The following is a 25,179-nucleotide window of genomic DNA, read 5'->3' as shown; positions in this document are numbered from 1 at the left end:
CCCGCAGAGACTGAGGTGCTCAACGAATGACGAAGAACGCCAAGATAGCCGCCGCCCTGGTGGGCGGATACGTACTGGGGCGGACCAAGAAGGCCAAGATGGCCATCGGCCTGGGCATGTTCCTGGCCGGCAAGAAGCTCGATCTCGACCCGCGCCGCATCGGCACGCTGCTCGCCGAGTCGCCCGCGCTCGCCGGTCTCAACGCCCAGGTCCGCAAGGAGCTGGTGGAGACCACGAAGGCCGCGGCCACCGAGGCGCTGACCAAGCGCGCCACCGGTCTCGCCGACTCGCTCGCCGACTCCATCTCCCAGCGCACCAAGGCGCTCGACGGCCCGCAGAACGACGAGGCCGAGGAAGATGAGGGCGAGGAGGAGGAGAAGCCCGCCAAGCAGCAGCGCTCCTCCGCCTCCGGGGGCACGCGCCGCAAGACCGCGGCCGCCCGCAAGAGCACCGGCGCCGCGAAGTCGGCCGCCTCCCGCAGCGGCGCCTCCCGCGCCGGCGGGGCCGCCAAGAAGCGGGCCTCCTCCGCCACGCGCAAGAGCGGCGGTAACGGCAATGGCTGACTCCGCACTGAGCAAGGCCAAGGACGAGGTCGTCCACAACGAGTCGACCGACCGTCTGAAGGAGGCGCTGGGCAACTATCTGCGCGCCCGCGCCGAGCACACCGTCAGCTCGCTCGGTCACAAGCTCGGCGAGAGCGTCACCAAGCTCGGCACGCCCGGCGAGGGCGGACCGCTCAAGAGCCTGGCCAAGGGCGGGCAGGCGCTCGCCGACGGCAAGTCGCCGGCGCAGGCCGCCATGTCGGCCGGCGTCTCCCACCTGAAGGACACCGTGAAGGACAAGGTCAAGGGTCTGTTCGGCAAGGGGCGCAAGTCCGGCGGCGGCAAGTCCAAGAGCGTGACCATCGTCGAGGACATCGAAGTCGGCGTGCCGGTGCGCGAGGCGTACGACCAGTGGACCCAGTTCCAGGAGTTCTCCACCTTCGCCAAGGGCGTGGTGAGCGTCGAGAAGGCGGACGACACCTCCAGCAACTGGAAGGTGAAGGTCGCCAAGTCCACCCGTAGCTGGAAGGCGAACGTCACCGAGCAGGTGCCGGACGAGCGGATCACCTGGACCACCGAGGGCGCCAAGGGCACCGTCAAGGGTGTCGTCACCTTCCACGCCATCACCGACAACCTCACCAAGGTGCTGCTGGTCCTCGAGTACTTCCCCAAGGGGCTGTTCGAGAAGACGGGCAACATCTGGCGCGCCCAGGGCCGCCGGGCCCGGCTCGACCTCAAGCTCTACCGCAAGTTCATCATGATGCGCGGCGAGGCGACCGACGGCTGGCGCGGTGAGATCCGCGACGGCGACGTGGTCGTCAGCCACGAGGACGCCATCGAGCAGGAAGAGGCGGAACAGAACGAGGAACAGGGCGAGGAGCAGGACGAGCCGCGCGCTGAGGAAGAGGGCGACGAGCCCACCGACGAGGCCGACGCCGACGCCGACGAGGACGACCTCGAGGACGACGAGTTCGCCGACGAGGCCGCCGAGGACGAAGAGCCCGCCGAGGACGGCGAGGACGAGTACCTCGACGAGGCCGACGAGGACGGCGAGGACGCCGAGCCCGAGGACGCCGAGGAGTACGAGGCCGAGGCCGACGCGCCGGAGGACGAGGAGTCCTACGACGAGGCCGAGGAAGAGCCCGAGGCGGACGAGGAGAAGGCTCCCCGGTCCTCCCGGCGCCGGCGCACCGCCGACGCGAGCGCCTGATCCGGGAACCAGCCGAAAGACAGGGTTGAGAACGTGTCCGATTCACTCGCCGGTCGAATGCCGGCCCCTCCGCGCACCGCGCCGTCCTACGCGGGGCAGGGAAGCAGCGCCAATCTGGCCGACATTCTGGAGAGGGTCCTCGACAAGGGAATTGTGATCGCGGGGGACATCCAGATCAATCTGCTCGACATAGAGTTGCTGACCATCAAACTCCGCCTGCTCGTCGCATCCGTCGACAAGGCGAAGGAAATGGGCATCGACTGGTGGGAGCACGATCCCTCGCTCTCCTCCCGCGCGCAGCCGTCCGCCACCGCTCCCGCCGCGTCCGACCCGGGCTTGAGCGAGGAGAACGAGCGGCTGCGGGCCGAGATCGCCCGACTGCGCGCCGCCGCCGAGCTGCCCGCCGGCCGGCAGGCCGACGCGGAGGCCCGGCCCGAGCCCGCGGAACGGGAGACCGGCCGTGAGTGAAACGGAGATGGAGTACGTGTACGCCGTCGGCCTGGGGGACCTGGCCCTCGACGGGACGGCCCCGGTCACCGGGGTCGACGGCGGCACCGTACGCACGGTCGGCGGTGGACGGGGGCTCACCGCCCTGGTGTCCGCCGTCCCCGCCGACCGGTTCGCCGAGGAGCACCTCGCACCCCAACTGGAGGACCTGGAAAGGCTGGAGGCGATCGCGCGGGCCCACCACGCCGTGGTGGACGCCGCCTTCGCCACCGCCACCGTCCTCCCGATGCGGCTGGCCACGGTCTACCGCGACCAGGCGCGGGTGGCGGCGATGCTCGACGAGCAGCACCCCTATTTCGAGGAGCTGCTGCGCACCCTGGACGGCCATGTCGAACTCGGGCTGAAGGTGTACGCCGAGCCGCGCGCCGCCGCGCCCGCCGAGGAGCCCGAGCCGGCGGGCGCGAGCCCCGGCCGCGCCTATCTGCAGCGCCGCCGCGCCGAGCGCCGCCGCGCCCAGGACACCTACGGCGCCGCCCGCGACACCGCGGAACAGGCGGCCGGGGTGGCCTCGGCGCTCGCCTCCGCCCGTGCCGTCCACCGTCCCCAGCAGGGCGAGTGGTCGGCCGGGCGGGGCGAGAACGTGGCCAACGAGGCGTACCTCGTGCCCCGGCAGGACGTGGAGCGGTTCCGTACCGAGCTGGCCGCGCTCGCCTCGGACCTCCCCGGTGTCACCATCGAGGTGACCGGGCCCTGGGCGCCGTACTCCTTCGCGGGCGGGGTCACGAGTTGAGCATGCGGCCCGCGAACGGACAGGACGCCGAGCCGGTCGGACAGCCGCCCGTCGCCCTGATCGACCTGCTGGACCGGCTGCTGAACGGCGGGGCGGTGCTCACCGGCGACATCGTGCTGAGCATCGCCGACGTCGACCTGGTGCACATCAACCTGCGCGCGGTCATCCGCTCGATCACGGGGGACGCGCCGGGCCCCGCCATCATGCCGCCGCGTGCCCGCCCCGAGGAGGAGCGATGACGCCGGAAACACCCGCGAACGCGCTGGCCGCCCATATGCGGACGGACCCCGACACCGTGGAACGGGATCTGATGAAGCTGGTCCTCACCATTGTTGAATTGCTGCGCCAGCTCATGGAGCGCACCGCCATTCACCGGGTGGACCAGGGAGATCTCGAAGAGGACCAGGAAGAACGCATCGGTATGACGCTGATGATTCTCCAGGAACGCATGGAAGAACTGTGTGAGCGATACAACCTGACAATGGACGAACTGAATCTGGATCTCGGGCCGTTGGGATCGTTGCTTCCCCGAGACCTGTGAATTCCGAAAACCTGTTTTGCCGCCGGGGGAAAGGACAGTAGGGCACTATGACTGACGACAAAAAGAGCAGCAGGAGCACCACCGCGGCGAGTGCCAAGAAGGCCGCCTCCTCCCGCACCGCCACGGCGCGGGCGACGGCCGGCAACGCCAAGGAGCAGGCGCAGGAGGCCAAGAAGTCGACGGTCTCCACCGCCCAGTCGGTCGGTGACACCACCCAGCGCGTGAGCCGCGCGGCCGTCGCCGGTCTGCAGACCGGCCAGCAGGTCGTCGCGGCCAACACCGCCAAGGCTGTCCAGGCCGCGGGCACCGCGTGGACGGTCATCAAGCACCGCAAGGCGGTCGCCGCCGCGGCCGCGGCCGGTGTGGCGGGCGTCGCCGGAGCGGCCTTCGCGATAGGCCGCACGACGGCCAAGCCCCCGATGGGCCCGCTGACCCGACTGGCCAAGGGCCGGATCTGAGCACACTCGCTCCGCGAGAACAGCACCACCCACGGCGACCTCCCCCGCGTCCCCCGACGCGCGGGAGGTGCTCGTGTGTCCGGGGTGCCTTCTGTGACGAACCGCACCCTACGGGCGAAGGCGCAGGCAGACGCGGGTGCGGTGGCTGACCGTACGCGAACGTCACAGGCGGCGGACCGGGGGAGGAGTACGGGTCTGCCACGATGGTCGGGCCGCAGGCCGGGCAGGTCCCCTTGGTGACACCCGCCGCGGCAGCCGACAGTTCCGGCGGAACCACCGCGCAGGCCGACGAGGGCCCGCGGCTCCGCCGCCTCCGCCGAGACCCGCGCGCGTCACCGCGACCGGGCCTGTTCCACCGGGTACGCCATCATGTCCTTCTCCTCCGCCGGTGCCCCGCGCCCGCGTGCGCTCACCGACGCCTCCTCGCCCTGGCGTTCCCTGAAGTACCCCAGCATGCGGTGGTGGTCCGTCGCCCACCTCGTCTCCAACACCGGCACCTGGATGCAGCTCACGGTCCAGAACCTGCTGGTGCTCCAGATCACCGGCTCGGCCGCGGCGACCGGCCTGTCCATGTCCGTACAGGCGGCCCCCGGACTGCTGATGGGCCTGGCGGGCGGCACCTTCGTCGACCGGTGGCCGCGCAAGCTGACCGCAGCCGTCAGCCAGGCGCTCCTCGGCGTCGTCGCCCTCGTCACGGCGTTCCTCGTCGTCACGCACCGGCTCGACCTGCCCGCGCTCATGGCGCTGGCCGCCGTGACCGGTCTCGTCGCCACCGTCGACGGACCGGCCTGCTCGCTGCTCGGCAACGACCTCGTACGCGCCGAGGACGTGCCCTCCGCCATCGGCGTGGGCTCCCTGGTGCACAGCGCCGGGCGGCTCGCGGGCGCGGCGCTGGCCGGAGTCACCGTCGGCCTGCTCGGGACGGCCTCCGCCTACGCGGCGAACGCGCTGTCCTTCCTGTTCGTCGCGGCCGTGATCCCCTTCCTGCGGCCCCTGCGACACACCGAGCCCGCCACCCCGGACCGCGCCTCGAAGCCGGACATGAGCGCCAGGGAAGGGCTGCTCTTCTTCGTGCGCCGCCCGCGCCTGGTGGCTCTCGCGGGCATCACCGGGATCAGCGCGGTGTTCGGCCGCAACTACGCGCTCACCCTGGCGGTCCTGGTCACCGGGCCGCTCGCCGGCGGGGCCGGGTCGTTCGGCACGGTCTCCACGGTGCTCGCCGCCGGGGGCATCGTCGGCGCGGTGCTGGCCGCTCGGCTGCGCAAGCCGTCGGTCCGGCTGGTCGGTCTGCTCGCCGCGGCCGGGGGTCTGCTCCAGGTGGTGGCCGGACTCGCGCCGTCGCTCGCGGTGCTGCTGGTGCTCGTGCTGCCCATGGCCGTCGTGGAATCGGTCTCGGACACCGCCGGGACGACCGTCCTCCAGACCGACCCGCCGCCCCGTCTGCGGGGCCGGGTGCTCGGCGTCTGGAGCACCGTCTCCACCCTCTGGGGACTCGCGGGTCCGCCGGTGCTGGGCCTGCTGATGCAGCACGCCGGGGCGCGGGGCGCCCTGGTCGCGGGCGGGCTGCTCATCGCCGCCACGGTCGGCGCGGGCCACCTGCTGCGCGGCCGGTGGACCTCCGCGCCGGTGCCGGCGGCCAAGGACCCGGCCGCCGTCCTCGTCACCGCCGCCTGAGGGTCATTCCTCGCCGGTGCGGCGTACGCACTCGGTGACGACCGCGCGGAGACTGTCCGTGCGGGCCAGGATCGCGCGCTGGATCATCGCGCCGTTGCCGTGCTTCAGCAGGCCCGCGAGGGTGTCCTGGACGCCCTTGGCGTCGCCGTGGTCGTCCAGGGCGTCGCGTACGTGGTCGAAGAGCGCGCGCACCACCGTCTCCGCCGGGGCCGGACGCATGGTCAGGGGGTGCAGCAGGTGCTCCTCCAGGCCGAAGCGGGCGGCCTGCCAGGCGGCGAGCCGGACCAGGGAGGTGCTGAGCCGGGCCGGGGGTTCACCCGCCTGCCACTCGCGGGCGGCCGTCTCCACGAGCGCGCGGCACAGCAGGGCCAGCAGGACCGTGGTGTCCGGGTCCAGACAGACGTCGGCGACCCGGATCTCGACCGTGGGGTACTGGGCGGAGAGCCGGGCGTCGAAGTAGATCATCCCGGTGTCCCGCAGCACGCCGGTGCCGACCAAGTCCCGTACCTGCTCGTGGTACCGGTCGGCGGAGCCGAAGACGTCCGTCGGCCCGGCCGAGGGCCAGCGGCCCCACATCTGGCTGCGGTAGCTGTTGTAGGAGCTGTCCTGGCCCTGCCAGAAGGGGGAGTTGGCGCTCAGCGCGAGCAGGACCGGCAGCCAGGGGCGGATGCGGTCCAGTACAGCCACGCCCTCCTCGTCCGAGTCCACCGAGACGTGCACATGACACCCGCAGGTGAGCTGGTCCGACAGGGTCAGCCCGAAGCGGTCGGCCATCCAGTGGTACCGCCGGTCCGGAGTGAGGGTCGGGTTGACCGGCAGGGGAGAAGTACCGAGCGCGGCGACCGCCGCACCCGTGCGCCCGGCCAGCCGCCCCGCCTCGGCCCGGCACCGGCGGATCTCGGCGGCCAGTTCCTCGGCGCGGGTCTGCGGGGCGGTGGCGAACTCGAGCTGCTGGCGTTGCAGCTCCGGCTCGAAGACCTGCTCCCCGTCCTTCCGGACGGCGTGGCCGGCCTGCGCCAGCACCGCCGCAGCGACCGCCCTCGGCTCGCCGCTCTCCGCGTCCACCAGGAGGAGTTCCTCCTCCACTCCCACGCTGCGCACCCGGCCCGTCCTCCCTGCCCGGTCCGGGGACCGGCCTTCTTTCCTCGCGTCCAATCGGTCAGTCGTCGCCCGAGCCGGGTTCGGCCATCCTGCGATGGGCCTCGGCCTTGAGCTTGTCGGGGACCACCTTGGCGGCCATACCCTGCGCCTTCGTCCTGGCGGACCCCGCGATTACTTTGTCCTTGCCCTCGAAAAGGGCGTCCAGTCCCTCACGCGCGACCTCGGCCGGATCGTCCTTCTCCTGGCGGCCGACCTGCGTGTCGTCCATGTCGGCGCGGTGGAAGAACTCGGTCTCGGTGGGGCCGGGCATCAGCGCGGTCAGGGTGACACCGGTGTCCTTCAGCTCGCTCTGCAACGCCTGGGTGAAGGACTGCACGAACGACTTCGACGCGTTGTACACCGCCTGGAAGGTGCCGGGCATCGTGGAGGCGATGGACGAGGTGACGAGGATGCGGCCCCGGCCCCGGGACACCATCTCGCGCACCACCCGCTTGCCCAGGTGCACGGTCGAGCGCACATTGAGGTCGACGATCTCCAGCTCGTCCTCCAGATCGGTCTCCGCGAACGGGCCGCCCTGGCCCACCCCCGCGTTGAGCACCGCCACATCGAGGGGACGGCCCGTCGCGCTGACCGCCGTCCACAGCTCCTCCGCCTGGTCGTAATGGCGCAGGTCGGCCCGGACCGGCTCCACCGACGCCCCGGTCTCCGCCCGGATGTCCTGGGCCGCCTGCCGCAGCCGGGTGTCGTTCTCGGCGTTGACGATCAGGTCGTAGCCGCGCTCGGCAAGCTGCTTGGCCAGCTCGAAGCCGATACCGCTGGACGCGCCCGTGACCAGGGCGAGAGGCTTGAGATCGTTCATGGCCGGGTCTCTTCCTGTACGAGTTCTGTACGAGTTCTGCTGTAAAGGGCCGGCGCGGGCGGGGCGCGCCTCGCGTACCTCCCGCAGTTCCCATATCGGCCGGTCCTGAACGGTCCGGGGACACGGTGGCCCCGATCGAGGGCGTTTCCGTGCTCCCGTCGGAGGGGACTCGCTGTCCATGGTGGCCAACCGCGTGCCGGTCCTGCGGGCCCGCTGGCTGACGCAGACCTTCCTGAGCTGGCCCTACCCGCCGGCGACGGTCCAGGCGCTGCTGCCCGAGGGGCTGGTCGCCGACGAGTTCGAGGACGCCGCGTGGGTCACGCTCACGCCGCTCCTCATGGCCGACGTCCGGGTTCTCGGGATGCCCGCGCTGCCCGCCTTCGCGGAGACCAACCTGCGGACTTATGTGCGCGGAGGGGACGCCGTGTGGTTCCTCTCCCTCGACGTGACCTGCCCGCCGCTGCTGGCGGGCCGCGCGCTGGGCGTGCCGTACCACCTGGCCGACCTGCGCGTCTCCGTCACCGGGGACACCGTCACGTACACCGGTACGCGCCGCACCGGCGACGCCGGGTACCGCCTGGTCGTCCGGCCGGGCGCGCCCGTGGAGCCGACGGAGCTGGACGGGTGGCTGACCTCGCGGTGGCGGGCGTACAGCAGGCGGCTGGGCCTGCTCTGGGAGACGCCCGTGGGGCACGAGCCCTGGGCGCCGGCCGGGGTCTCGGTGGCGGCGCTGGAGCAGACGGTCACGCAGGCGGCCGGGCTGCCCGCGCCGCGCGGCGAACCCAGGGCGCTGTTCTCCCGGAGCGTCGACCACGCATGGGTGGGCGCGACCCGGCCCGTGCGATCCCCGACCCCACCGAACCCCCGACAAGGAGGCCGGACATGAGCGAGCAGACCCCGACCCCGTCCCAGGCAGAGGGCGAGCGGGAACCGGACCCGGAGACCGAGGGCCGTACCCGTGCCGTCCACCCCGACGTGGCGCGCACCACCCCCTCGCAGGCCGAGGGCGAACGGCTGCCGGAGGACGACGAGTAGCCCCCGCTACCGGAGCGCGTGCACCGCAGCCGCGAACACCGGCGGCATCCGGGACGCCACCGGCACGATGAGCCGGGCGGTGCCCGGACGGCTGCTCGCGGCCAGCAACGCCCTGGTCAGCAGCCGGTGGCGGCGGGTGACCAGCGTCCACTCCCGCTCGTACCGCTCCGGCCGCCCGGCCGCGAGGCACCGTACGGCGGCCTCGGCCGTCGCCAGGGCGAGCGCGATGCCCTCGCCGGTGAGCGCGTCCACGTAGCCCGCCGCGTCCCCGACGAGCAGCACCCGGCCCGCGACCCGGCGCCGCACCCGCTGCAGCAGCGGCCCGGCACCGCGCACCTCGGTCGCGCCGGCCCCGCGCAGCGCGGCGGTGAGCGCCGGGAAACCGGCCAGGTGCTCGTCGTAGCCGCGCCGGACCCGGCTCAGCACCGCGACCCCGACCAGGCCGTCGGCGACCGGGGTCACGTACGCCTCGCCCTGGCCGGACCAGTGGACCTCCACGAAGTCCGTCCACGGGGCGATCCGGTAGTGCCGGCGCAGTCCGTACCGCCCCTGCGTGCCGCCGGGCAGCTCCAGGCCGAGGCGGCGGCGGACGGGGGAGTGCAGGCCGTCGGCGGCGATCAGCCAGCGGGCCGTGATCCCGGCGGCGGTGACGCTGTCCCGCGTCTGACGCACCTCGCCGACCTTGCCGGGCACGATCCGCACACCGAGGCCGAGGGCGCGCTCGTGCAGCGCGTGGTGCAGGGTCGTACGGCGGACACCCAGCCCCGGCCGGTCGCGGAAGGGGGCTTCGGCGCGGCGGACGCCGTCCACGTAACGGATGCCGCGCAGCTCCCGGCCCGCAGGCTCCACACCGAGCGCCCTGAGCGAGGCGACCCCACCGGGCATGACGCCCTCGCCACACGCCTTGTCCACGGGCGCGGAACGGGGCTCGACCACCACGACGGTCAGCCCGGCCAGCCTGGCGTGCACGGCCGCCGCGAGTCCGGCCGGGCCGCCCCCCGCCACCAGGACGTCGATCACGCCGCGACCGCGGCGGCCAGCGCCTGGTTCTCGCACCGGATGCGCACGGTCAGCACGGCGGCGTTCAGCACCGTGAACGCCACGGCGGTCACCCAGGCGGTGTGCACCAGCGGCAGCGCCACCCCCTCGGCCACCACGGCCACGTAGTTCGGATGCCGCAGCAGCCGGTACGGCCCCCGCGCCACCAGCGGCAGACCCGGTACGACGATCACGCGGGTGTTCCAGCGCGGCCCGAGCGTCCCGATGCACCACCACCGCAACGCCTGCGCGCCCACCAGCACGGCCAGCATCGGCCAGCCCAGCGCGGGCACGAACGGCCGCCCGCCGAGACACACTTCGAGCGGACAGCCCACCAGCAGACCCACGTGCAGGGCGACCATCGCCGGATAGTGCCCGTCACCCGCCACGATCGCCCGACGGGCCCTGCTCCAGCGCTCGTTGCGCCGGGCCACGACGAGTTCGCCGACCCGCTCACCCGCGACGACGGCCACCAGCAGCGCGTACCAGATCATGTTTCCTCCTGTCGGGCTCACCAGCTCAGCAGCACCAACTCGCAGGCCAGGCCCGGCCCGATGGCCAGGAGCAGGCCCGGAGTGCCGGGAGTTGGGCGGCGTTCGGTGAGGGTGTCGCGCAGGATGTGGAGTACGGAGGACGAGGAGAGGTTGCCGACCTCGGCCAAGTGGCGCCAGCTCAACGCGAGTTCCTCGGCGGGAAGATCGAGCGCCTCGGTGACGGCGTCCAGGATGCGGGGGCCGCCGGGGTGACACACCCAGGCCGTCACGTCCTGCGGCTTCAAGCCGTGGTCGGCGAGGAACTCCCTTACGTCGTCGGCCAGATGGTGCCGGAGCACCCGCGGGATGTCCGGATCGAGGACGACCTTGAAGCCCGACTCCCCGATGTCCCAGCCCAGTACGCCGCCCGCGTCCGGGTACAGACGGCTGCGCGAATCCACGATCACCGGGCCGGTGAACGCGCCCGCGCGGTCCGCCCCGCAGGCCACCACGGCGGTCGCGCCGTCGCCGAAGAGGCCGGTGGCGACCAGGTTGGCCGTCGAGGCGTCGCCGCGCTGGAAGGTGAGCGAGCACAGCTCGACCGACAGCAGCACCGCCACCTGGTCCGGCCGCCCCAGCAGGAAGTCGTGCACGCGGGCCAGGCCGGCCGCGCCCCCGGCACAGCCCAGCCCGAACAACGGCACCCGCCGCAGGTCCGGGCGCAGCCCGAGCCGGCCCGCCACCCGCGCGTCGACGGACGGGACGGCGACCCCGGTGACCGAGGTGAGGACCAGCAGGTCCACGTCGGCCGCCGACAGCCCGGCGGTGCGCAGCGCCTCCCGGACCACGCGGGCGCCGAGATCGGTGGCGGTGGTGATGAAGAGGTCGTTGGCGGCGCCGAAGCCGTCCAGCGTCTCGTACCGCTCCAGCGGCAGCGTCATGTGGCGGGCGCGGACCCCGGCGTTGCGGTGCAGCCGGTCCAGGACCTGGCGGTCGGTGCCCTCGGGCAGACAGGCGCGGGCCACCATGTCGGTGATCTCGGCCTGGGCGAAGCGGTACGGCGCGAGGGCACCGTGCACGGCGGCGATCCGCGTCATGAGGCTCCCGTACGTCGGCCGATCCGGGTGGACTCAGCAGCCCTTCCCTGCACCGCCGACCCGGCACCAGAGATCGCCCGTCCGGCCGTTCCGGATCGTGACGCGCCGGGCGGGCCCCTACGATCGCCGGGTGGTGACCCCCGAGCAGTCGACGATCCCGGCCCGCAAGGTCTCCGCCCTGGCCGGGTCCTGTCACCCGGGCCCGCTGGTGGTGGTCACCGCACTGACGGCGGCGCTGGCCGTGACGGCCGGTCAGGAACCCGGCCGCTGCCTGCTCACCACCGGCGCCGTGCTGACCGGGCAACTCTCCATCGGCTGGTGCAACGACGCCTTCGACGCGCGCCGGGACATCGCCACGGGCCGCCGGGGCAAGCCCGTCGCGGACGGCGCGATCGAGGTGCGAGAGGTGTGGACGGCCGCCTGGGCCGCGCTGGCCCTGTGCGTACCACTCTCCTTCGCCAACGGGTGGGCGGCGGGGGCCGCGCATCTGACCGCCGTCGCGGCCGCTTGGGCGTACGACCTGCGGCTCAAGGCCACCCGCTGGTCCTGGGCGCCGTACGCGGTGTCCTTCGCCGCGCTCCCGGCCTTCGTCACGCTGGGTCTGCCGGGGCGGCCGTGGCCCGCCTGGTGGGTGCTCGCCGCCGGGGCACTGCTGGGCGTCGGCGCCCACCTCGGCAATGTGCTCCCGGACATCCGGGGCGACCTGGCGACCGGGGTACGCGGCTGGCCGCAGCGGCTGGGCCCCGACCGCGTACGGCTGCTGCTGCCGGTGCCCCTGGTCACCGCGTCCGCCCTGCTGGCGCTCGGCCCGGCCGGACAGCCCGGTACCCGGCAGTTGGCCGCGCTGGCCGGGGCCGGGCTGATCGCGGTGGCCGGGACGGTGCTGGGCCGCCGCCGCGAGCGGGCCGCGTTCGCGGCGGCGGTCGCCGTGGCGGTGCTGGACGTGGCACTGCTGCTGAGCGGCGGCGGGCTGGGGACCGGGGCATCCTGAGACCGGGGCGTTCTGAGACCGGGGGAGCCGCATCCGAGCGGTGTCCCGAGGCCGAAGTACCGCATGAGCCGCCCGCTGCCAGGAGGTGAACCATGCCCGACGCACTGCCCCCGCCCGAGTCGCTGCCGCCGCCCGGCGAGACCCCGCCCGTCGAGGGATCGACCGCCGAGGCCCACCCCGAGCGGCCGGACGGCGGACCCTTCGAGCACCCCCGGCTCTGGCTGGGCCTCATCGTCCTCGGCTGCGCACTCGTCGCCGCGTACTTCCTGGTCAGGATGATCGACCTGTGAGAGGCCCGCTCACTTCAGGCCGCTGAGCATGATCCCGCGTACGTAGTGCCGCTGGAGCAGCAGGAAGAGCACCAGCACCGGCAGGATGCTCAGCACCAGCCCCGCCATCACGATCGGCATCGTGCGCGTCGGGTCGACATAGTCCTGGAGCAACTGGATGCCGACCGGCAGCGTCATCACGTCCGGGTTGGCGGTCGACACCAGCAGCGCCCAGATGTACTCGTTCCACGCGTCCACGAACGTCAGCAGCCCCAGCGTCACCATGACCGGCTTGGTCTGCGGCACCACGATCCGCCACCACACCGCGAACTCCCCGGCGCCGTCGATCCGTGCGGCCTCCAGCACCTCGTCCGGGATCGACACCATGAACTGGCGCATCAGAAAGATCCCGAAGCCGTTGACCAGGAACGGCATCGCCAGCGCCACGATGCTCACGGTCAGCCCCGCACCGCCCCGCCCCAGCACGTCGTTGCCGCCCGCCAGCGGCCAGTGCACCAGGATCAGGAAGTGCGGGATGAAGAAGAGGAACGGCGGGAACATCATCGTCGACAGCACCAGCCGGAAGATGAAGTCCCGTCCGGGAAACCGGAGTTTGGCGAGCGCGTAGCCCGCGAGGGACGACGTCAGCAGCACCGAGGCGTTGATCAGGGTCGTGGCGATCACGCTGTTGCGGAACAGCACCGGCAGATCGAGCTGGTCGACCGCAGCCTTGTAGTTGGACAGGTCGAACGCCTGGGGCAGGAACCGGTACGGCAGTGTGCCCGACTCGCCCGGCCCCTTGAACGAGGTCATCACCATGTCGAGGAACGGCACCACCGTGAGCACGGCGCCCGTCACGACCAGCAGATACGACAGCCACGGGAAACGGCGGCGGATCACGCGTCCTCCCCCTTGCTCCGGAAGATCCACAACTGGGCCAGGGTGACCACGAGGATCACCACGAACAGCACGAAGGCGGCGGCACTCGCGGTGCCCCAGTCGCCGTAGGAGAACGCCTGCCGGTACATCTCCAGCGCGGCCACATTGGTCGCGTCACCGGGACCGCCCTTGGTCATCACGATGATCAGCGCGAAGGACTGGAGCCCGGTGATGAACTGCGTGACGCACACGAACAGCAGCGCCGGCCGGAGCAGCGGCAGCGTGATCCGGAGGAAGACGGTCACCGGACCGGCGCCGTCCAGCGCGGCCGCCTCGTAGTACGACACCGGGATGGACTTCAGCCCGGCCGTCAGGATGAGGATCGCCGACCCGACCGACGCCCACGCCTGGACGACCACCACCGCGGGCAGCGCGGTGTCCGGGTCCTGGAGGAACGCCACCGAGTCCAGCCCGACGGCGTTCAGGGCGCCGTTGACCAGTCCGCCCGGCTCGTACATGTACTTCCACACATTGCCGACGGCGACCACGGTCGTCACGATCGGCAGCAGGTACAGGGTGCGCCACAGCCCTTGGAAGCGGAGGTTGTCGATGCAGGTGGCGACCAGCACCGAGCCCGCCAGCGCCAGGGCCACCGTGCCGAGCGCGAACAGCAGGGTGTTGGTGAGGATCGGGGTCAGGAACGTCGAGCCGTCCGCGAAGAGGCTCGTGAAGTTGTCCAGGCCGACCGGCCGGATGTCGGCGAGGTCGAACCCCGCCCAGCGGGACAGCGACAGCAGCAGCGCGAAGCCGAGCGGCAGGATCAGGAAGACGGCGAAGAACAGCAGCACCGGCGCGAGGAACAGATAGGCGACGACCGCCTGATGGCGCCGGGCACGGGCGCGGGGGTCCACGGCCGTGCGGGCCGGGTCGGCGGAGCGGGGGCGCGGGGGACGCGCGGTCGTCTCCGGGGTCAGGGCGTTCACCATGAGCGCGACACCTCCTGGTCGACCTGGCGGCGGATGGTGCGCAGCGACTCGTCCACCGACTGCTGACCGGTCCACAGCGCCTCGACGTTCTTCCGCAGCAGCGACTTGGCCTGCTGCGCGCCCGGCACGTTCGGCTCCGGCACCGCGTACCCCAACGCGTCGAGAAACGGGAGCAGGTTGGGATCGCCGCCCTTGCCGAGCAGCGTCCGCATGTCGTCGGCGCGGCCGGTCAGTGAGCCCACCGACACCTGGAGGGCGCTCATCCGGGTCACCGTCGCGCCCTTGCCGACGCCCACCCGTTCGGTGTTGAGCCAGCGCAGGAACTCCCATGCCTCACGCGGGTGTTGGCTGGAGGCGTTGACGCCCAGCATGAACCCGGTGGCGAGGGTGGCGGGCTTGTCGCCCAGCTCCGGGACGGGCACCGGGGCCACGGCCACATCCCGATAGGCGGCGCCCATCTGGGACTTGAGGCTGCCGGTCCACCATCCGGCGCTGATCACCATCGCCACCTGTCCGGACTGGAACGCCTTGTAGACGTTGACGCCGGGCTCGCTCGCCCCTCGATTGACGAGGCGGTGCTCCAGGTCCAGCACGGCCCGCCCGGCCGGTGAGTCGATGGCGGTGCGCCTGCCGTCCCCGGACACGAAGCTGCCCCCGGCCGCGTTGAGCAGGGCGAGGGTCTGGCCGACGGTGGTGGAGTCGTCGTACGTCGAGAGGCCGAAGCCCTGGACCAGGGTGTTGCCGTACCGGTCGCGCCGGGTGGTGCGGTACGCGGTGTCCTCCAACTCCCGCCAGGTGCGCGGGGGGCGGGTGATGCCGGATTCCTGGAGCAGGCGCTTGTTGTAGTAGAGGGCGTACGTCTGGGCCTCGGTGGGATAGCCGTAGACCTTGCCGCCGACGGATGCCGAGCCGACCGCCGCCGCGCCGTAGCCGCGGGTGATCTCCGCCGCGTCCTCGGGCGGGGCGGGGCGCAGGACTCCGGCGCGGACGAGCTGGCCGTTCCAGAGGCAGTACGGCTGGAGGATGTCGGCGCCCTGGCCGGCCGCCTGCCGGACCATGAACGTGGTCAGCAGATCGTTGAACTCCACCGCCTTGGTGCGCACCTTGACCCGGTCGTGCGTGGCGTTCCACTCGTCCACCGGGCCCTGCAGGGCCGCCTTCAGCTCGCCGCTCGCGTAGTGGGAGAGCAGGGTGAGGACGATCGGGTCGCCGGGGCGCCCGGTGCCCTGGTGCGGCGCGGCGCAGCCCGCCGCGAGCAGGGTCGCGGTGAGCGCGAAGCGGCGGCGGCTCAGCCCGTGCGGTGCGCCGGTCACCGGGCCGCCTCCCGGCGCAGCACCCGGAAGACCCGCGTCGTGCCGAACCCGGCCCGGCGGTACAGCCGGGCCGCCGACGAGTCCCGGTCGGTCCACAGGAACCACGCCGACCCCGCGCCGAGCGCCCGCATCCGCTCCAGGACCAGGTGCAGCAGCACATTGCCGAGCCCGGTCCCGCGCATCTCGTCCAGCACACCGAACGGGCCGAACCGCTCGATCGCCGACTCGTACGCGCCGTGCATCGCCCAGCCCACCAGCCGGCCCGAGGGGTCCCGTGCGACCACGATCCGGTCCAACGGGGCGCCGGTCAGCAGGCATTCGCGGATCGCGCGTGCCCAGTCCGGGACGAAGTGGACGGCGGCGAGGGCGAGGAGTGCGGGCAGGTCGTCGTCGGTGGGGGTGCCGAACGCGTAGCCCCGCGCGGTCAGTTCGGCGGCCCGGCGCCCGACCTCGGGAGGGAAAGCGTAACCGGTCAGTGAGCGGTCCATCGCCACCGCCTCGTCCACAGTGCGGAAGCCCAGGGACTCCAGCAGGGCGGCCGCCTCCGGGTAGGTCTCGGCGTCCAGGCCGGGGAGGAAGTAGTTCGGGGTGTACGGGGCGAAGTCGACGCGGGTGCGGCCGTGGGCGAGCAGCCAGTCCAGGGCGTCGGCCAGCAACTCGCGGCCCACGCCGCGCCCTTGGGCGGCCGGGTCGACGAAGAAGAAGGGGAGCCAGCCCTGTTCCGGCTCCAGGTCGGTGCCGGTCATCGGGGTCAGCCGGCGTACCGCGTAGGCCGCGCCGACGAGGCACCCGTCCTCCTCGGCGATCCGGAGGCCGGCCGGGTCGAAGTTGGCGTCGAGCAGCACCAGGGAGCGGAAGCGGTCCGCGGTGACGGGGTCGGCGGGCGCGCTCCGGCACCACGCCGCCACCAGCGGCGGACCGTCACCCGGCCGGAACCCGCGGATCCGGGTCCGGGCTCTCGTCGTGGGATCGGTCATCGGCGTCCTTCCGTCTCAGGGGTAGAGCAGTACGTCCTCACCGGCCCACCGGCCGGGCGGTGCGGGCGGCTCGCACAGCGTCAGCGGGTCCTCGCCCGCGTCGACCGTCCGCCGCAGTGCGTCGGAGCCCCAGAGGCGGTCGATGAAGTCGCCGGACCAGGCGAAGTCGTCCGGGTACAGCCGCCGCAGCGTGCCGATCATGGCGACGGCGGTGCGTACGGGGGCGAACGCCTCGCGGTCCGTGATGTGGAGGTGGACCCCGCGCAGGGGTACTCCGGCGTGCTTGTCGAAGGTGGGTACGTAGCGCACCTCCCTGAAGTGCACGCCAGGCAGGCCGAGTTCGGCGAGTGCGGGGGCGAAGCGGGCGTCGATGTACGGGGCACCCACGGTCTCGAAGGGCTGGGTGGTGCCCCGGCCCTCGGAGACGTTGGTGCCCTCGAACAGGCAGGTGCCGGGGTAGACGACGGCCGTGGCGTACGTCGGCATGTTGGGGGAGGGCGCGATCCAGGGGAGACCGGTGGCCTCCGCGTCCATCCTCCGCTGCCAGCCGGCCGCCTTGATCACCGTCAAGTCGGCCTGGCGTCCGGCTACTTCGGCCACGGCCGACCTGTTGAGGCACCAGGCGAGTTCCCCGCAGGTCAGCCCGTGCCGGATCGGCACCGGCGCCCGGCCGACGAAGCTCGCGAACGCCGGGTCGAGCACCGGGCCCTCGCTGACGAGCCCGCCGAGGGGGTTGGGCCGGTCGGCCACCACGAACCGCACGCCGGTGCGCGCGGCGGAGACCATCAGGTCGAACATCGTCCAGACATAGGTGTAGAAGCGCGCTCCCACGTCCTGGAGGTCGTACACCAGCGCGTCCACGCCGCTGTTGATCAGCACCTTGTCGAGCCGGTCGCCCTCGCGGCGGTACGTGTCGTAGACCGGCAGGCCGGTGGCCGGGTCGACCTCGTCCGTCTCGCTGCCGCCCGCCTGGGCGGTGCCGTACAGCCCGTGCTCGGGGCCGAACAGCGCGGCCAGGTGCACGCCCGCCTCCATCAACGCGGGTGCCGTCGGGCTCAAGTCGGGCAGCACACAGGTGTGGTTGGTCACCAGCCCGAGCCGGCCCGGCCCGGCGAGCCCGGGCAGCGCGCACAGCCGGGCGATCCCGGTCGTCACCATGAATCGGTCGTCCCCAGTAGCACTACTCATTCTTCGCCCCTTATCGGAAATTCTCTTGAATGTCCCGGAATTGGGCAATGCTGCGGACACTACCTCCCGGTACCGGCACCTCCCCGACGACGACGTTCCCCCGTCAGGGTGGAAACCCGTTCGACTCCCCCCACTTCGCGGTGACCGGGTTCGGTTGGCTGGAAAGGGGTCCCTCGGGAGGGGGTTGACGGCCCAGGAGGGGTTTGCGGCAGCTACCCGTGGGGCGGGGCATCGGGGGCGGAACGGGTCTTTCCGGGCCCCGTACCTGTGGGTGAGCCTGCGCAGCCCTCTATCACGCCCCGCTGTAGCAATGGTTGCTTCACGACGACTTCAGGTCCGGGGGCTCAGGAGGGGCCATTCGGAACTTGGGTCACTCCGGTGTGACTAGCATGTGGGCATAACCGGACTGGAAGATCGCCTTCCTCCGAGGCGGCCGCTTCCGGACCCGCGATCGAGGCGTTCGGTCGCCGATTCTTCTGCTCGCAGACCGAGGGACCGCGGAATGTCAGTTCCTGCACCGTCCGTTCAACACCGCTCGACGGCCGTTCAGCGCAGTTCGTGGGCGGTGCCCGCGGCCGTGGTCGCGGTGACCGCCGTCGCGGCCGCCGTCGCGGTCGGGGCGGCGCCGTCCGGCACCCGCAGATGGACCCTGATCGTGGCGGGCGCGGGTTGGGCGTGCGTCGCCGTCGCGGTGCTCGTCGGACACCTCCTCGTCCGCCGGGCCAGGCTCGCCGCCGCCACCCAGGCCGCCGAGAACGACCGGCTCCGCGCGCAGGCGCAGCAGACGGCCGCGCAGACCGGCCACCTGGCCAACGTCACGCTGCCCTCCCTGCACAACCTGGTGCTGACCGGCAGCGGCGCCGCCGACGCGCTCGCGGGCGTCTCGATGCCCAACGACCAGAACCTGCGCCGCCTCGCCCAGCTCTCCGCCGGCGCCCTGGAGGAGGCCGTGGGCCGCGCGGCCGCCGCCGACGAGGAGTCCCGGCAGACCCAGGAGGCCCTCAACGAGGTGCTGGCCGAGGTGGACCGGCTCGGCCGGGAGACGCTGCCCGCCGCCGTCGCCCGGCTCGCCGAGGGCCGCTCGGCCGACACCGTCCTCGGTGAACTCACGCTGCCCCGGATGCCGTTGATGCACGACCTGAGCGAGCTGGTCGTCCGCGAACTGGCCCGCAGCGAGCGGCGCGCAGGCGGTGCCCGGATCGCCTCCACCAAGGCGCTCAGCCGGGTCCAGGCCAAGGCCGTCAGCATGCTCGCCGACCTCAGGGCGATGCAGGACGAGCACGACGGCAAGATGCTCGGCGACCTGATGCGGCTGGACCACAAGACCTCCCAGCTCGTGCTCATCGCCGACCGGCTGGCACTGCTCATGGGCGGCAAGACCAGCCGTACCTGGAACAAGCCGATCCGGATGGAGAGCATCCTCCGGGGCGCCATCGGCCGTATCGCCGCCTATCAGCGGGTCCGGCTGCACTTCACCTCCCAGGCCGCCATCTCCGGCTTCGCCGCCGAAGGCGTGATGCACCTCCTCGCCGAACTGATCGACAACGCGGCCAACTTCTCCCCGCCCACCGACGAGGTCCACGTCTACGTCGAGGAGCACCGGGCCGGGATCGTCGTCACCGTCGAGGACAGCGGACTGACCATGTCCGAGGCGGCGATGCGGCACGCCGAGGGCGCGGTGGCCGGCAGCATGGCCGACCTCGCCTCCCTCCAGGGCACCCGGCTGGGCCTCGCCGTGGTCGGACTGCTCGCGCTCAAGTACCGCATCAACGTCAGCTACCGCCCCTCCTCGCGCGGCGGCACCGGCGTGGTCGTCCTGCTGCCCCGGCACCTCATCGCGCAGCAGCGCGACCCGTGGCCCGCACAGCAGGAGGCGGCCCGGACGGCCACCGCCCGCGCGGTCCCGGCGCCCGAAGCAGCGACGCCCGCTCCCGTCGTCGAGGCCCCCGTCGTCGAGGCGCACGTCCTGGAGGCGCACGTACGCCCCGATCCCCCAGTGAAACTGCGGGAAGTCCCCGAGCAGACCCGGCACGAGCCGCCCGCGGCCATGCCCGCCGACGCCACCCCGAACGGCCTCCCCGTCCGCAAACCCGGCCGCACCATGAGCGACGCCGAGCGCGCCCAGCGTCCCCCGAGCGAGCCCACCCCGCCCCGCAAGCGGCCCGTGCACGACGTCGGCTCCCGTTTCGGCGCCTTCCACCGCTCGCGCAAGTCCTCGGGCGACACCCTGGGCGGCCGCCCCGACCCCGAGCCGCCGACCGCCGGTTAGCACCCCCAAGCCCCGCCGGGCCCGCGCCCGGCAGCCACGCCCCCCTCGTGCCCATGAGATTGGAGGAACGGGCCGGTGACCGAACAGCCGGACACCACCGTCCCATCACCCATCATGCAGACCACCGACAACAGCCTCGTCTGGCTGCTGCAGAACCTGCTGGAGCAGACGCCCGGTGCCCGGCACGCCCTGGTCCTCTCACGCGACGGCCTCAAGCTCTGCTGGACCCCCGACCTCGCCGCGGACCAGGCCGACCAGCTCGCCGCGATCTGCTCCGGCCTCCAGGCCCTCTCCCACGGCGCGTCCGTGGAGTTCGGGGACGGCTCCGGCGGCGTGCTCCACGCCATGACCGCCTTCCACGGCGGCCTGCTGTGCATCGTCGGCGCCGGTGAGGGCGCCCACCTCGCGGTCGTCGCCGCCGAGGACGCCGATCCCGGCCGCCTCGGCGAGGAGATGACCGGGCTGGTCGACAAGATCGGCGAGCATCTGCGGGCCGCGCCCCGGCAGCCGTTCCAGGGGAGTACCCCGTGACCCGCAAGCCGGTGGACACCGGTGCCCCCGACCGGCTCTACACGGTCACCGGCGGGCGCAGCAGCGTCGACGACACCCTGGACCTGGTCACCCTCATCGTCGCGGAGTGCCAGCCGACCACGGGCATGCAGTCGGAGCACACCCGCATCCTGAACCTGTGCCGGCACCCCACCTCGGTGGTGGAGATCTCCGCCGAGCTGGAACTGCCGATCACGGTCTGCCGCATCCTGCTGGCCGACCTGCTCGACACCGGCCGGATCACCGCGCGCCACCCACCCGTGAATCCCTCGCTCCCCGATCCCGCCCTTCTCAAGGAAGTGCTCCATGGGCTCCGCAATCTCTGAGCTGCCCGCCCACCGCACGCCACTGGCCGACGCGGCGGAAACCGGGCTGAAGATCGTCGTCGTGGGCGGCTTCGGCGTCGGCAAGACCACGCTGGTCCGCTCCGTGAGCGAGATCCGGCCGCTGAACACCGAGGAGGTGATGACGGAGGCCGGCGTCGGCATCGACGAGACCAGCGGCGTCGCCGCGAAGTCCACCACCACCGTCGCCTTCGACTTCGGCCGGATCAGCCTCAACGACACCATGGTGCTGTACCTGTTCGGCGCGCCGGGCCAGAAGCGCTTCTGGTTCCTGTGGGACCGGCTCTTCTCCGGCACCCTCGGCGCCGTCGTCCTCGTGGACACCCGCCGGATGGACGACTCCTGGTACGCGATAGACCGGCTGGAACACCACGGCACGCCCTTCGTGGTGGCCGTCAACCGGTTCGACGACGACGCGGCCCACCACTCCCTGGACGAGATCCGGCAGGCCCTCGCGCTCCCGGACCACGTGCCGATGATCGACTGCGACGCCCGGGTCCGGCAGTCGGGCAAGGACGTGCTGATCACTCTCGTGGACCATGTGTACACGCTGGCCACGGCCCAGGAGGCGACCCCGTGACCGACCCCGGCCCCATCTCCGCGCACCAGGCACCGCCGCCCGGCTGCCCCGCCCACACCGACGCGGTGCGCCTGGCGGGCCTGGAGTACCAGCAGACGCCGTCGCAGATGTACCGGGCGCTGCGCCGCGAGCACGGCGCGGTCGCGCCGGTTCTGCTGGACGGCGACATCCCGGCCTGGCTGGTGCTCGGCTACCACGAGGTCGCCCAGGTGACCAGCCACGACGAGCTGTTCGCGCGGGACTCGCGGCGCTGGAACCAGTGGGACAACATCCCGCCCGACTGGCCGCTGATGCCCTTCGTCGGCTACCAGCCCTCGGTGCTGTTCACTGAGGGGGAGGAGCACCGGCGTCGGGCCGGGGTGATCACCGAGGCGCTGTCCGGGGTGGACCAGTTCGAGCTGGCCCGCGACTGCGAGCTGATCGCCGACGAGCTGATCGCCCGGTTCGCCGGCAGCGGCCAGGCCGAGCTGATGACGTCGTACGCGCACGCCCTGCCGATGCGGGCCGTGGTGCAGATGTGCGGTATGCCGATGTCCGGCGCCGACACCCAGCAGCTCGTCGACGACCTGCGGATCTCCCTGGACGCGGCCGAGGGCGACGACCCGGTGGCGGCCTACGGGCGGGTGGGCGAGCGGCTGGTGCGGCTGGTCCAGGACAAGCGGGCCGACCCCGGCAAGGACGTCACCTCGCGGATGGTGCTGCACCCGGCGGGGCTCAGCGACGAGGAGATCGTCCAGGACCTGATCTCGGTCATCGCCGCCGCGCAGCAGCCCACCGCCAACTGGATCTGCAACGCGCTGCGTCTGCTGCTCACCGACGAGCGGTTCGAACTCAGCGTGTCCGGCGGCCGGGTGAGCGTGGGCGAGGCGCTGAACGAGGTGCTCTGGCTCGACACCCCCACCCAGAACTTCATCGGCCGCTGGGCGGTACGGGACACCCAGCTCGGCGGCCGTCAGATCCGGGCCGGCGACTGCCTGGTCCTCGGGCTGGCCGCCGCCAACACCGACCCGAGTCTGTGGCCCGAGGGCCATGTGGGCGCGGAGAACGCCGCGCACCTGTCGTTCAGCAACGGCGAGCACCGGTGCCCGTACCCGGCGCCGCTGCTCGCGGACGTCATGGCGCGCACCGCAGTGGAAACGCTGCTGGAGCGGCTGCCCGACCTGGTGCTCGCGGTGGACCCGCACACGCTGACCTGGCGCTCGTCCATCTGGATGCGCGGGCTGACCACCCTCCCGGTGCGGTTCACCCCGGTCGACGGATAGCCGCCGGCCCGCTGGGCCCCCGGGGGAGGGGGCCCAGCGGCGCGGGTCAGGCGGTGGGGGTGAAGCGCACGGGCAGGGCCTGGGGGCCGCGGGTGAACACGCCCTGCTCGACCGGGTCGAAGCCCTCGGCGAAACGCAGGTCCGGCATGGCGTCCAGCAGTTGGGCGACGCCGATCTCGACCTCCGCCTTGGCGAGCAGCGCGCCCACGCAGAAGTGCCGGCCCAGCGCGAACGCCAGGTGGTCGGCGGCCGCGGAGAAGGCGTTGGTGGCGGTGAGGTCCTCGCGGAAGATGTCGAAGCGGTCGGGCTCGCGGTAGCGGTTCTCGTCCCGGTTGGCCGAGCCGATCAGGCAGGTGACGGTGACCCCGGCCGGGATGGTGCCGCCGCTGAGCTTCACCTCGGTCGCGGACTGCCGCATGATCATGTGCACCGGCGGGGTGAAGCGCAGGGTCTCCGCGAACGCCCGCGGGATCAGGCTGTGGTCGGCCCGGACCGCGGCGAGCTGGTCGGGGTGGCTCAGCAGGTTGGCGAAGATGCTGGCGATCGCCTTGTCCGTGGTCTCACCGCCGGCGGCGAGCAGCAGGCTGCAGAACGCCTTGATGTCCTCGTCGCTCATCCGCACCCCGTCGACCTCGGCGGCGCACAGCACCGACAGCAGGTCGTCGCCGAGGTTGTCGCGGCGCTCGCGGATGATCGGGAGCATGTACTCCGCGAACTCCACGCGGGTGCGCTCGCCGGCCGCGGCCACCTCCTGGTCGCCGGACAGGTTGCCGAGGAAGGCGATGACGGCGGTGTACCAGCGGTGGAAGCGGCTGTGGTCGGCCTTGTCCAGGCCCAGCATGTCCGCGATCACGTTGACCGGGAACCGGGTCGCGTAGTCGGTGACGAGGTCGGCGGAGCCGGAGTGCCGGAAGGCGTCGATCAGTTCGCGAGAGTTGCGCTCGATGACGGGCAGGAACTTCTCCTGGAGGTCCCGGCCGCGGAAGGCGGGGGCGACCAGGGCCCGGCGCACCGCGTGCTCACGGCCGCTGAGCTGGAGGATCGTCTTGCCGTGGACCGGCTCGATCTGCCAGTCGTAGTTGTCGGTGGTGAACTCGCCGTCCTTGTCCTTGAAGACGCGTTCGACGTCTTCGTAGCGCGAGACGATGTAACTCTGCGTGGCCTCGTGCCAGATGAGGGGCGCGGACTCCCGCATCAGCCGGTAGGCCGGGTACGGGTCCGCCGCGAACTCGGGCGAGAGGATGTCGGGTATCGGTGCCGCAGTGGTCATGATGCTCCGTCGAGACCGGGAATGGCGTGTTCCGTAAGGTTATTGATCATTCGTCAGCCATGACAGCCCCCTAAGGCTTCGAGTGGGGCACAGTGCGCGCCTTGGCCGGATACCGGTCGTCCGGAAAGCGGGGTGCGCGGTCTGTTCTTCGACCCGCGTGTCCTGATCTGGTCGGTGCGGCGGGGGGTCACGGGTGAAAACGGGGCGCACGGTCGGCGCACAGGCGCGTGGTACGGAGTCATGTGCGCTCAAGTGAGAGCGTGGTGGCACATGCGCCGGATCGGCCGGATCAGCGTGGGTCATATCCGGGTGAACTGCCGTACTCCGGGCGCCTGTTGGCCGAATGGTGGATGCTGAATGCCGTTAGGCATATGCCAAAGGCAGCGCGGGCGATTATTGCGCGCTCTATTACCCATCGGTAATCGATCGAACGAGTACCTCCGGTCGTGGACTTTCCCTTAGTGTGATGAGTGTGAATGAACAGGGTCCGGGCAGTCTGGTTCCGACCGGCCGCACGGGAACTGTCATCTCGGGGATGGAGCGCTTCGCTCCTTCGTTCGATCTGACGCACTGTGCGGATCGGGCAAGCAGTCCGGGAGCCGCGGAAACGGAATGCGCGGCGGCTCGGAAAAACAAGCTGATGTACGTGCTGCCAAGGGGGGCGTCGTGGTCAATCCTTTCGACGATGAATCGGGCAAGTTCCTGGTGCTCGTGAACGAAGAGGGCCAGTACTCGCTCTGGCCGGCGACGCTCGCCGTGCCGGGGGGCTGGCGGGCCGAGGGTCCGGAGGGGTCGCGCCAGGAGTGCCTGGACGCGATCGAGGCCCAGTGGACCGACATGCGGCCCGCCAGTCTGGTGCGGGCGATGGCGGCCGACGGCTAGGCCGTCCCCGCAGCCCCGGCCCGTCCGGGGTGTCATGCCTGGTCGTACGGCATTTTGCCGCCAAGTGATCCCCTGGGCGCCGCTCTCGCCCCGGGGGCCGCCGGGTCGGCGGGGCCGGACGACCGTCACCGCCGGCGAGACGCTCGCGCCGGTTC

The 25,179-nt window shown here is 72.2% G+C and carries 29 protein-coding genes; 18 read left to right on the top strand and 11 right to left on the bottom strand.

Annotation, left to right across the window (positions count from 1 at the left end; all coding sequences use genetic code 11):
* Positions 1 to 26: 26 nt before the first annotated feature.
* From E5083_RS08325 to E5083_RS08290, 8 genes are all read left to right on the top strand, one after another.
* Positions 27 to 563: a hypothetical protein gene (locus E5083_RS08325; RefSeq protein WP_135784943.1), complete on the top strand. Its 537-nt coding sequence runs from the start codon at positions 27 to 29 to the stop codon at positions 561 to 563.
* A complete protein-coding gene (locus E5083_RS08320) occupies positions 556 to 1,752 on the top strand; it encodes an SRPBCC family protein (protein WP_135784942.1) in 1,197 nt (398 codons plus the stop codon). The genes E5083_RS08325 and E5083_RS08320 overlap by 8 nt, the downstream gene beginning before the upstream one ends.
* 57 nt (positions 1,753 to 1,809) lie before the next feature.
* Positions 1,810 to 2,220 (top strand): gas vesicle protein, encoded by a 411-nt coding sequence (locus E5083_RS08315; protein WP_135784941.1) that lies wholly within the window; start codon positions 1,810 to 1,812, stop codon positions 2,218 to 2,220.
* Positions 2,213 to 2,989 (top strand): GvpL/GvpF family gas vesicle protein, encoded by a 777-nt coding sequence (locus tag E5083_RS08310; protein ID WP_244317429.1) that lies wholly within the window; start codon positions 2,213 to 2,215, stop codon positions 2,987 to 2,989. Before E5083_RS08315 ends, E5083_RS08310 begins: the two co-directional genes overlap by 8 nt.
* Before the next feature lie 2 nt (positions 2,990 to 2,991).
* A complete protein-coding gene (locus tag E5083_RS08305; protein ID WP_135784940.1) occupies positions 2,992 to 3,228 on the top strand; it encodes a gas vesicle protein in 237 nt (78 codons plus the stop codon).
* Entirely contained in the window at positions 3,225 to 3,530 is a 306-nt protein-coding gene (locus tag E5083_RS08300; RefSeq protein ID WP_135784939.1) for a gas vesicle protein K, read from the top strand. Before E5083_RS08305 ends, E5083_RS08300 begins: the two co-directional genes overlap by 4 nt.
* Positions 3,531 to 3,577: 47 nt before the next feature.
* Positions 3,578 to 3,988 carry a hypothetical protein gene (locus E5083_RS08295; RefSeq protein ID WP_135784938.1) on the top strand — a complete coding sequence of 137 codons (411 nt, stop codon included), beginning with the start codon at positions 3,578 to 3,580 and terminating at the stop codon, positions 3,986 to 3,988.
* A 453-nt stretch (positions 3,989 to 4,441) separates the two neighbouring features.
* Positions 4,442 to 5,662 (top strand): MFS transporter, encoded by a 1,221-nt coding sequence (locus E5083_RS08290; protein WP_425276712.1) that lies wholly within the window; start codon positions 4,442 to 4,444, stop codon positions 5,660 to 5,662.
* A 3-nt stretch (positions 5,663 to 5,665) separates the two neighbouring features.
* On the opposite strand, the gene E5083_RS08285 is transcribed toward E5083_RS08290, so the two are convergent.
* Together E5083_RS08285 and E5083_RS08280 are read right to left on the bottom strand one after the other, a co-directional pair.
* The gene (locus E5083_RS08285; RefSeq protein WP_135784936.1) at positions 5,666 to 6,763 is read right to left on the bottom strand and encodes a glutamate--cysteine ligase 2; all 1,098 of its coding nucleotides are present in this window, start codon (positions 6,761 to 6,763) and stop codon (positions 5,666 to 5,668) included.
* Between the two features lie 58 nt (positions 6,764 to 6,821).
* Complete coding sequence (locus tag E5083_RS08280; RefSeq protein ID WP_135784935.1) at positions 6,822 to 7,622, bottom strand: SDR family NAD(P)-dependent oxidoreductase; 801 nt, start codon at positions 7,620 to 7,622, stop codon at positions 6,822 to 6,824.
* 178 nt (positions 7,623 to 7,800) lie between these two features.
* Between E5083_RS08280 and E5083_RS08275 the strand changes: the two genes are divergently transcribed.
* Both E5083_RS08275 and E5083_RS31150 read left to right on the top strand, forming a co-directional pair.
* Positions 7,801 to 8,508: a YqjF family protein gene (locus E5083_RS08275; RefSeq protein WP_135784934.1), complete on the top strand. Its 708-nt coding sequence runs from the start codon at positions 7,801 to 7,803 to the stop codon at positions 8,506 to 8,508.
* On the top strand, positions 8,505 to 8,657 hold the full coding sequence (locus E5083_RS31150; protein WP_167513492.1) for a hypothetical protein: 153 nt from the start codon (positions 8,505 to 8,507) through the stop codon (positions 8,655 to 8,657). The genes E5083_RS08275 and E5083_RS31150 overlap by 4 nt, the downstream gene beginning before the upstream one ends.
* Positions 8,658 to 8,663: 6 nt before the next feature.
* On the opposite strand, the gene E5083_RS08270 is transcribed toward E5083_RS31150, so the two are convergent.
* From E5083_RS08270 to E5083_RS08260, 3 genes are read right to left on the bottom strand one after another with little or no spacing between them, the layout of a single operon-like run.
* Positions 8,664 to 9,677, bottom strand: coding sequence for an NAD(P)/FAD-dependent oxidoreductase (locus tag E5083_RS08270; protein WP_135784933.1), 1,014 nt, complete (start codon positions 9,675 to 9,677; stop codon positions 8,664 to 8,666).
* Complete coding sequence (locus E5083_RS08265; protein WP_135784932.1) at positions 9,674 to 10,189, bottom strand: isoprenylcysteine carboxyl methyltransferase family protein; 516 nt, start codon at positions 10,187 to 10,189, stop codon at positions 9,674 to 9,676. Before E5083_RS08265 ends, E5083_RS08270 begins: the two co-directional genes overlap by 4 nt.
* Positions 10,190 to 10,206: 17 nt before the next feature.
* A complete protein-coding gene (locus tag E5083_RS08260; RefSeq protein ID WP_135784931.1) occupies positions 10,207 to 11,265 on the bottom strand; it encodes a type III polyketide synthase in 1,059 nt (352 codons plus the stop codon).
* Between the two features lie 130 nt (positions 11,266 to 11,395).
* On the opposite strand from E5083_RS08260, the gene E5083_RS08255 reads away from it, so the two are divergent.
* A complete protein-coding gene (locus E5083_RS08255) occupies positions 11,396 to 12,256 on the top strand; it encodes a UbiA family prenyltransferase (protein ID WP_244317428.1) in 861 nt (286 codons plus the stop codon).
* A 92-nt stretch (positions 12,257 to 12,348) separates the two neighbouring features.
* Positions 12,349 to 12,546: a DUF6480 family protein gene (locus tag E5083_RS08250; RefSeq protein ID WP_135784929.1), complete on the top strand. Its 198-nt coding sequence runs from the start codon at positions 12,349 to 12,351 to the stop codon at positions 12,544 to 12,546.
* Between the two features lie 9 nt (positions 12,547 to 12,555).
* Here E5083_RS08250 and E5083_RS08245 read toward each other — a convergent pair whose 3' ends face one another.
* Genes E5083_RS08245 through E5083_RS08225 form a run of 5 tightly spaced genes read right to left on the bottom strand, consistent with a single transcriptional unit; the run spans position 12,556 to position 17,838 of the window.
* Complete coding sequence (locus E5083_RS08245) at positions 12,556 to 13,425, bottom strand: carbohydrate ABC transporter permease (protein WP_135784928.1); 870 nt, start codon at positions 13,423 to 13,425, stop codon at positions 12,556 to 12,558.
* Positions 13,422 to 14,390, bottom strand: a complete 969-nt coding sequence (locus tag E5083_RS08240; RefSeq protein ID WP_135784927.1) for a carbohydrate ABC transporter permease — start codon at positions 14,388 to 14,390, stop codon at positions 13,422 to 13,424. Before E5083_RS08240 ends, E5083_RS08245 begins: the two co-directional genes overlap by 4 nt.
* Positions 14,384 to 15,703, bottom strand: a complete 1,320-nt coding sequence (locus E5083_RS08235; RefSeq protein ID WP_244317427.1) for an ABC transporter substrate-binding protein — start codon at positions 15,701 to 15,703, stop codon at positions 14,384 to 14,386. The genes E5083_RS08240 and E5083_RS08235 overlap by 7 nt, the downstream gene beginning before the upstream one ends.
* Positions 15,700 to 16,680 (bottom strand): GNAT family N-acetyltransferase, encoded by a 981-nt coding sequence (locus E5083_RS08230; RefSeq protein ID WP_135784926.1) that lies wholly within the window; start codon positions 16,678 to 16,680, stop codon positions 15,700 to 15,702. Before E5083_RS08230 ends, E5083_RS08235 begins: the two co-directional genes overlap by 4 nt.
* 15 nt (positions 16,681 to 16,695) lie before the next feature.
* On the bottom strand, positions 16,696 to 17,838 hold the full coding sequence (locus tag E5083_RS08225) for an exo-beta-N-acetylmuramidase NamZ family protein (RefSeq protein ID WP_244317426.1): 1,143 nt from the start codon (positions 17,836 to 17,838) through the stop codon (positions 16,696 to 16,698).
* A 532-nt stretch (positions 17,839 to 18,370) separates the two neighbouring features.
* Between E5083_RS08225 and E5083_RS08220 the strand changes: the two genes are divergently transcribed.
* The 5 genes from E5083_RS08220 (at position 18,371) to E5083_RS08200 (ending at position 22,872) form a co-directional block, all read left to right on the top strand.
* Positions 18,371 to 20,137 (top strand): sensor histidine kinase, encoded by a 1,767-nt coding sequence (locus E5083_RS08220; RefSeq protein ID WP_244317425.1) that lies wholly within the window; start codon positions 18,371 to 18,373, stop codon positions 20,135 to 20,137.
* Between the two features lie 75 nt (positions 20,138 to 20,212).
* The gene (locus E5083_RS08215; protein WP_135784924.1) at positions 20,213 to 20,668 is read left to right on the top strand and encodes a roadblock/LC7 domain-containing protein; all 456 of its coding nucleotides are present in this window, start codon (positions 20,213 to 20,215) and stop codon (positions 20,666 to 20,668) included.
* Positions 20,665 to 21,012, top strand: coding sequence for a DUF742 domain-containing protein (locus E5083_RS08210; RefSeq protein ID WP_135784923.1), 348 nt, complete (start codon positions 20,665 to 20,667; stop codon positions 21,010 to 21,012). The genes E5083_RS08215 and E5083_RS08210 overlap by 4 nt, the downstream gene beginning before the upstream one ends.
* Positions 20,993 to 21,610, top strand: coding sequence for a GTP-binding protein (locus E5083_RS08205; RefSeq protein ID WP_031182205.1), 618 nt, complete (start codon positions 20,993 to 20,995; stop codon positions 21,608 to 21,610). The genes E5083_RS08210 and E5083_RS08205 overlap by 20 nt, the downstream gene beginning before the upstream one ends.
* On the top strand, positions 21,607 to 22,872 hold the full coding sequence (locus E5083_RS08200; protein ID WP_135784922.1) for a cytochrome P450: 1,266 nt from the start codon (positions 21,607 to 21,609) through the stop codon (positions 22,870 to 22,872). Before E5083_RS08205 ends, E5083_RS08200 begins: the two co-directional genes overlap by 4 nt.
* A gap of 46 nt (positions 22,873 to 22,918) precedes the next feature.
* Here the strand turns inward: E5083_RS08200 and E5083_RS08195 are convergent, their stop codons facing one another.
* Positions 22,919 to 24,142 carry a cytochrome P450 gene (locus tag E5083_RS08195; protein ID WP_135784921.1) on the bottom strand — a complete coding sequence of 408 codons (1,224 nt, stop codon included), beginning with the start codon at positions 24,140 to 24,142 and terminating at the stop codon, positions 22,919 to 22,921.
* A gap of 666 nt (positions 24,143 to 24,808) precedes the next feature.
* On the opposite strand from E5083_RS08195, the gene E5083_RS08190 reads away from it, so the two are divergent.
* Complete coding sequence (locus tag E5083_RS08190) at positions 24,809 to 25,024, top strand: MbtH family protein (RefSeq protein WP_086693285.1); 216 nt, start codon at positions 24,809 to 24,811, stop codon at positions 25,022 to 25,024.
* Positions 25,025 to 25,179 lie beyond the last annotated feature (155 nt).

This window comes from Streptomyces bauhiniae (assembly GCF_004784475.1).
Taxonomy (GTDB): Bacteria; Actinomycetota; Actinomycetes; order Streptomycetales; family Streptomycetaceae; genus Streptomyces; species Streptomyces seoulensis.
This window is presented reverse-complemented; position numbering and strand designations above follow the sequence as displayed.

Excerpts from the sequence above, each read along its gene's own strand:
- E5083_RS08275 (WP_135784934.1), top strand. The coding sequence starts at position 7,801 with ATGGTGGCCAACCGCGTGCCGGTCCTGCGGGCCCGCTGGCTGACGCAG.
- E5083_RS08250 (WP_135784929.1), top strand. The coding sequence starts at position 12,349 with ATGCCCGACGCACTGCCCCCGCCCGAGTCGCTGCCGCCGCCCGGCGAG.
- E5083_RS08305 (WP_135784940.1), top strand. The coding sequence starts at position 2,992 with ATGCGGCCCGCGAACGGACAGGACGCCGAGCCGGTCGGACAGCCGCCC.
- E5083_RS08315 (WP_135784941.1), top strand. The coding sequence starts at position 1,810 with ATGCCGGCCCCTCCGCGCACCGCGCCGTCCTACGCGGGGCAGGGAAGC.
- E5083_RS08295 (WP_135784938.1), top strand. The coding sequence starts at position 3,578 with ATGACTGACGACAAAAAGAGCAGCAGGAGCACCACCGCGGCGAGTGCC.
- E5083_RS08225 (WP_244317426.1), bottom strand. The coding sequence starts at position 17,838 with ATGGTGACGACCGGGATCGCCCGGCTGTGCGCGCTGCCCGGGCTCGCC.
- E5083_RS08205 (WP_031182205.1), top strand. The coding sequence starts at position 20,993 with ATGGGCTCCGCAATCTCTGAGCTGCCCGCCCACCGCACGCCACTGGCC.
- E5083_RS08280 (WP_135784935.1), bottom strand. The coding sequence starts at position 7,622 with ATGAACGATCTCAAGCCTCTCGCCCTGGTCACGGGCGCGTCCAGCGGT.
- E5083_RS31150 (WP_167513492.1), top strand. The coding sequence starts at position 8,505 with ATGAGCGAGCAGACCCCGACCCCGTCCCAGGCAGAGGGCGAGCGGGAA.
- E5083_RS08220 (WP_244317425.1), top strand. The coding sequence starts at position 18,371 with ATGTCAGTTCCTGCACCGTCCGTTCAACACCGCTCGACGGCCGTTCAG.
- E5083_RS08260 (WP_135784931.1), bottom strand. The coding sequence starts at position 11,265 with ATGACGCGGATCGCCGCCGTGCACGGTGCCCTCGCGCCGTACCGCTTC.
- E5083_RS08290 (WP_425276712.1), top strand. The coding sequence starts at position 4,442 with ATGCGGTGGTGGTCCGTCGCCCACCTCGTCTCCAACACCGGCACCTGG.
- E5083_RS08230 (WP_135784926.1), bottom strand. The coding sequence starts at position 16,680 with ATGACCGATCCCACGACGAGAGCCCGGACCCGGATCCGCGGGTTCCGG.
- E5083_RS08320 (WP_135784942.1), top strand. The coding sequence starts at position 556 with ATGGCTGACTCCGCACTGAGCAAGGCCAAGGACGAGGTCGTCCACAAC.
- E5083_RS08325 (WP_135784943.1), top strand. The coding sequence starts at position 27 with ATGACGAAGAACGCCAAGATAGCCGCCGCCCTGGTGGGCGGATACGTA.
- E5083_RS08240 (WP_135784927.1), bottom strand. The coding sequence starts at position 14,390 with ATGGTGAACGCCCTGACCCCGGAGACGACCGCGCGTCCCCCGCGCCCC.
- E5083_RS08195 (WP_135784921.1), bottom strand. The coding sequence starts at position 24,142 with ATGACCACTGCGGCACCGATACCCGACATCCTCTCGCCCGAGTTCGCG.
- E5083_RS08300 (WP_135784939.1), top strand. The coding sequence starts at position 3,225 with ATGACGCCGGAAACACCCGCGAACGCGCTGGCCGCCCATATGCGGACG.
- E5083_RS08265 (WP_135784932.1), bottom strand. The coding sequence starts at position 10,189 with ATGATCTGGTACGCGCTGCTGGTGGCCGTCGTCGCGGGTGAGCGGGTC.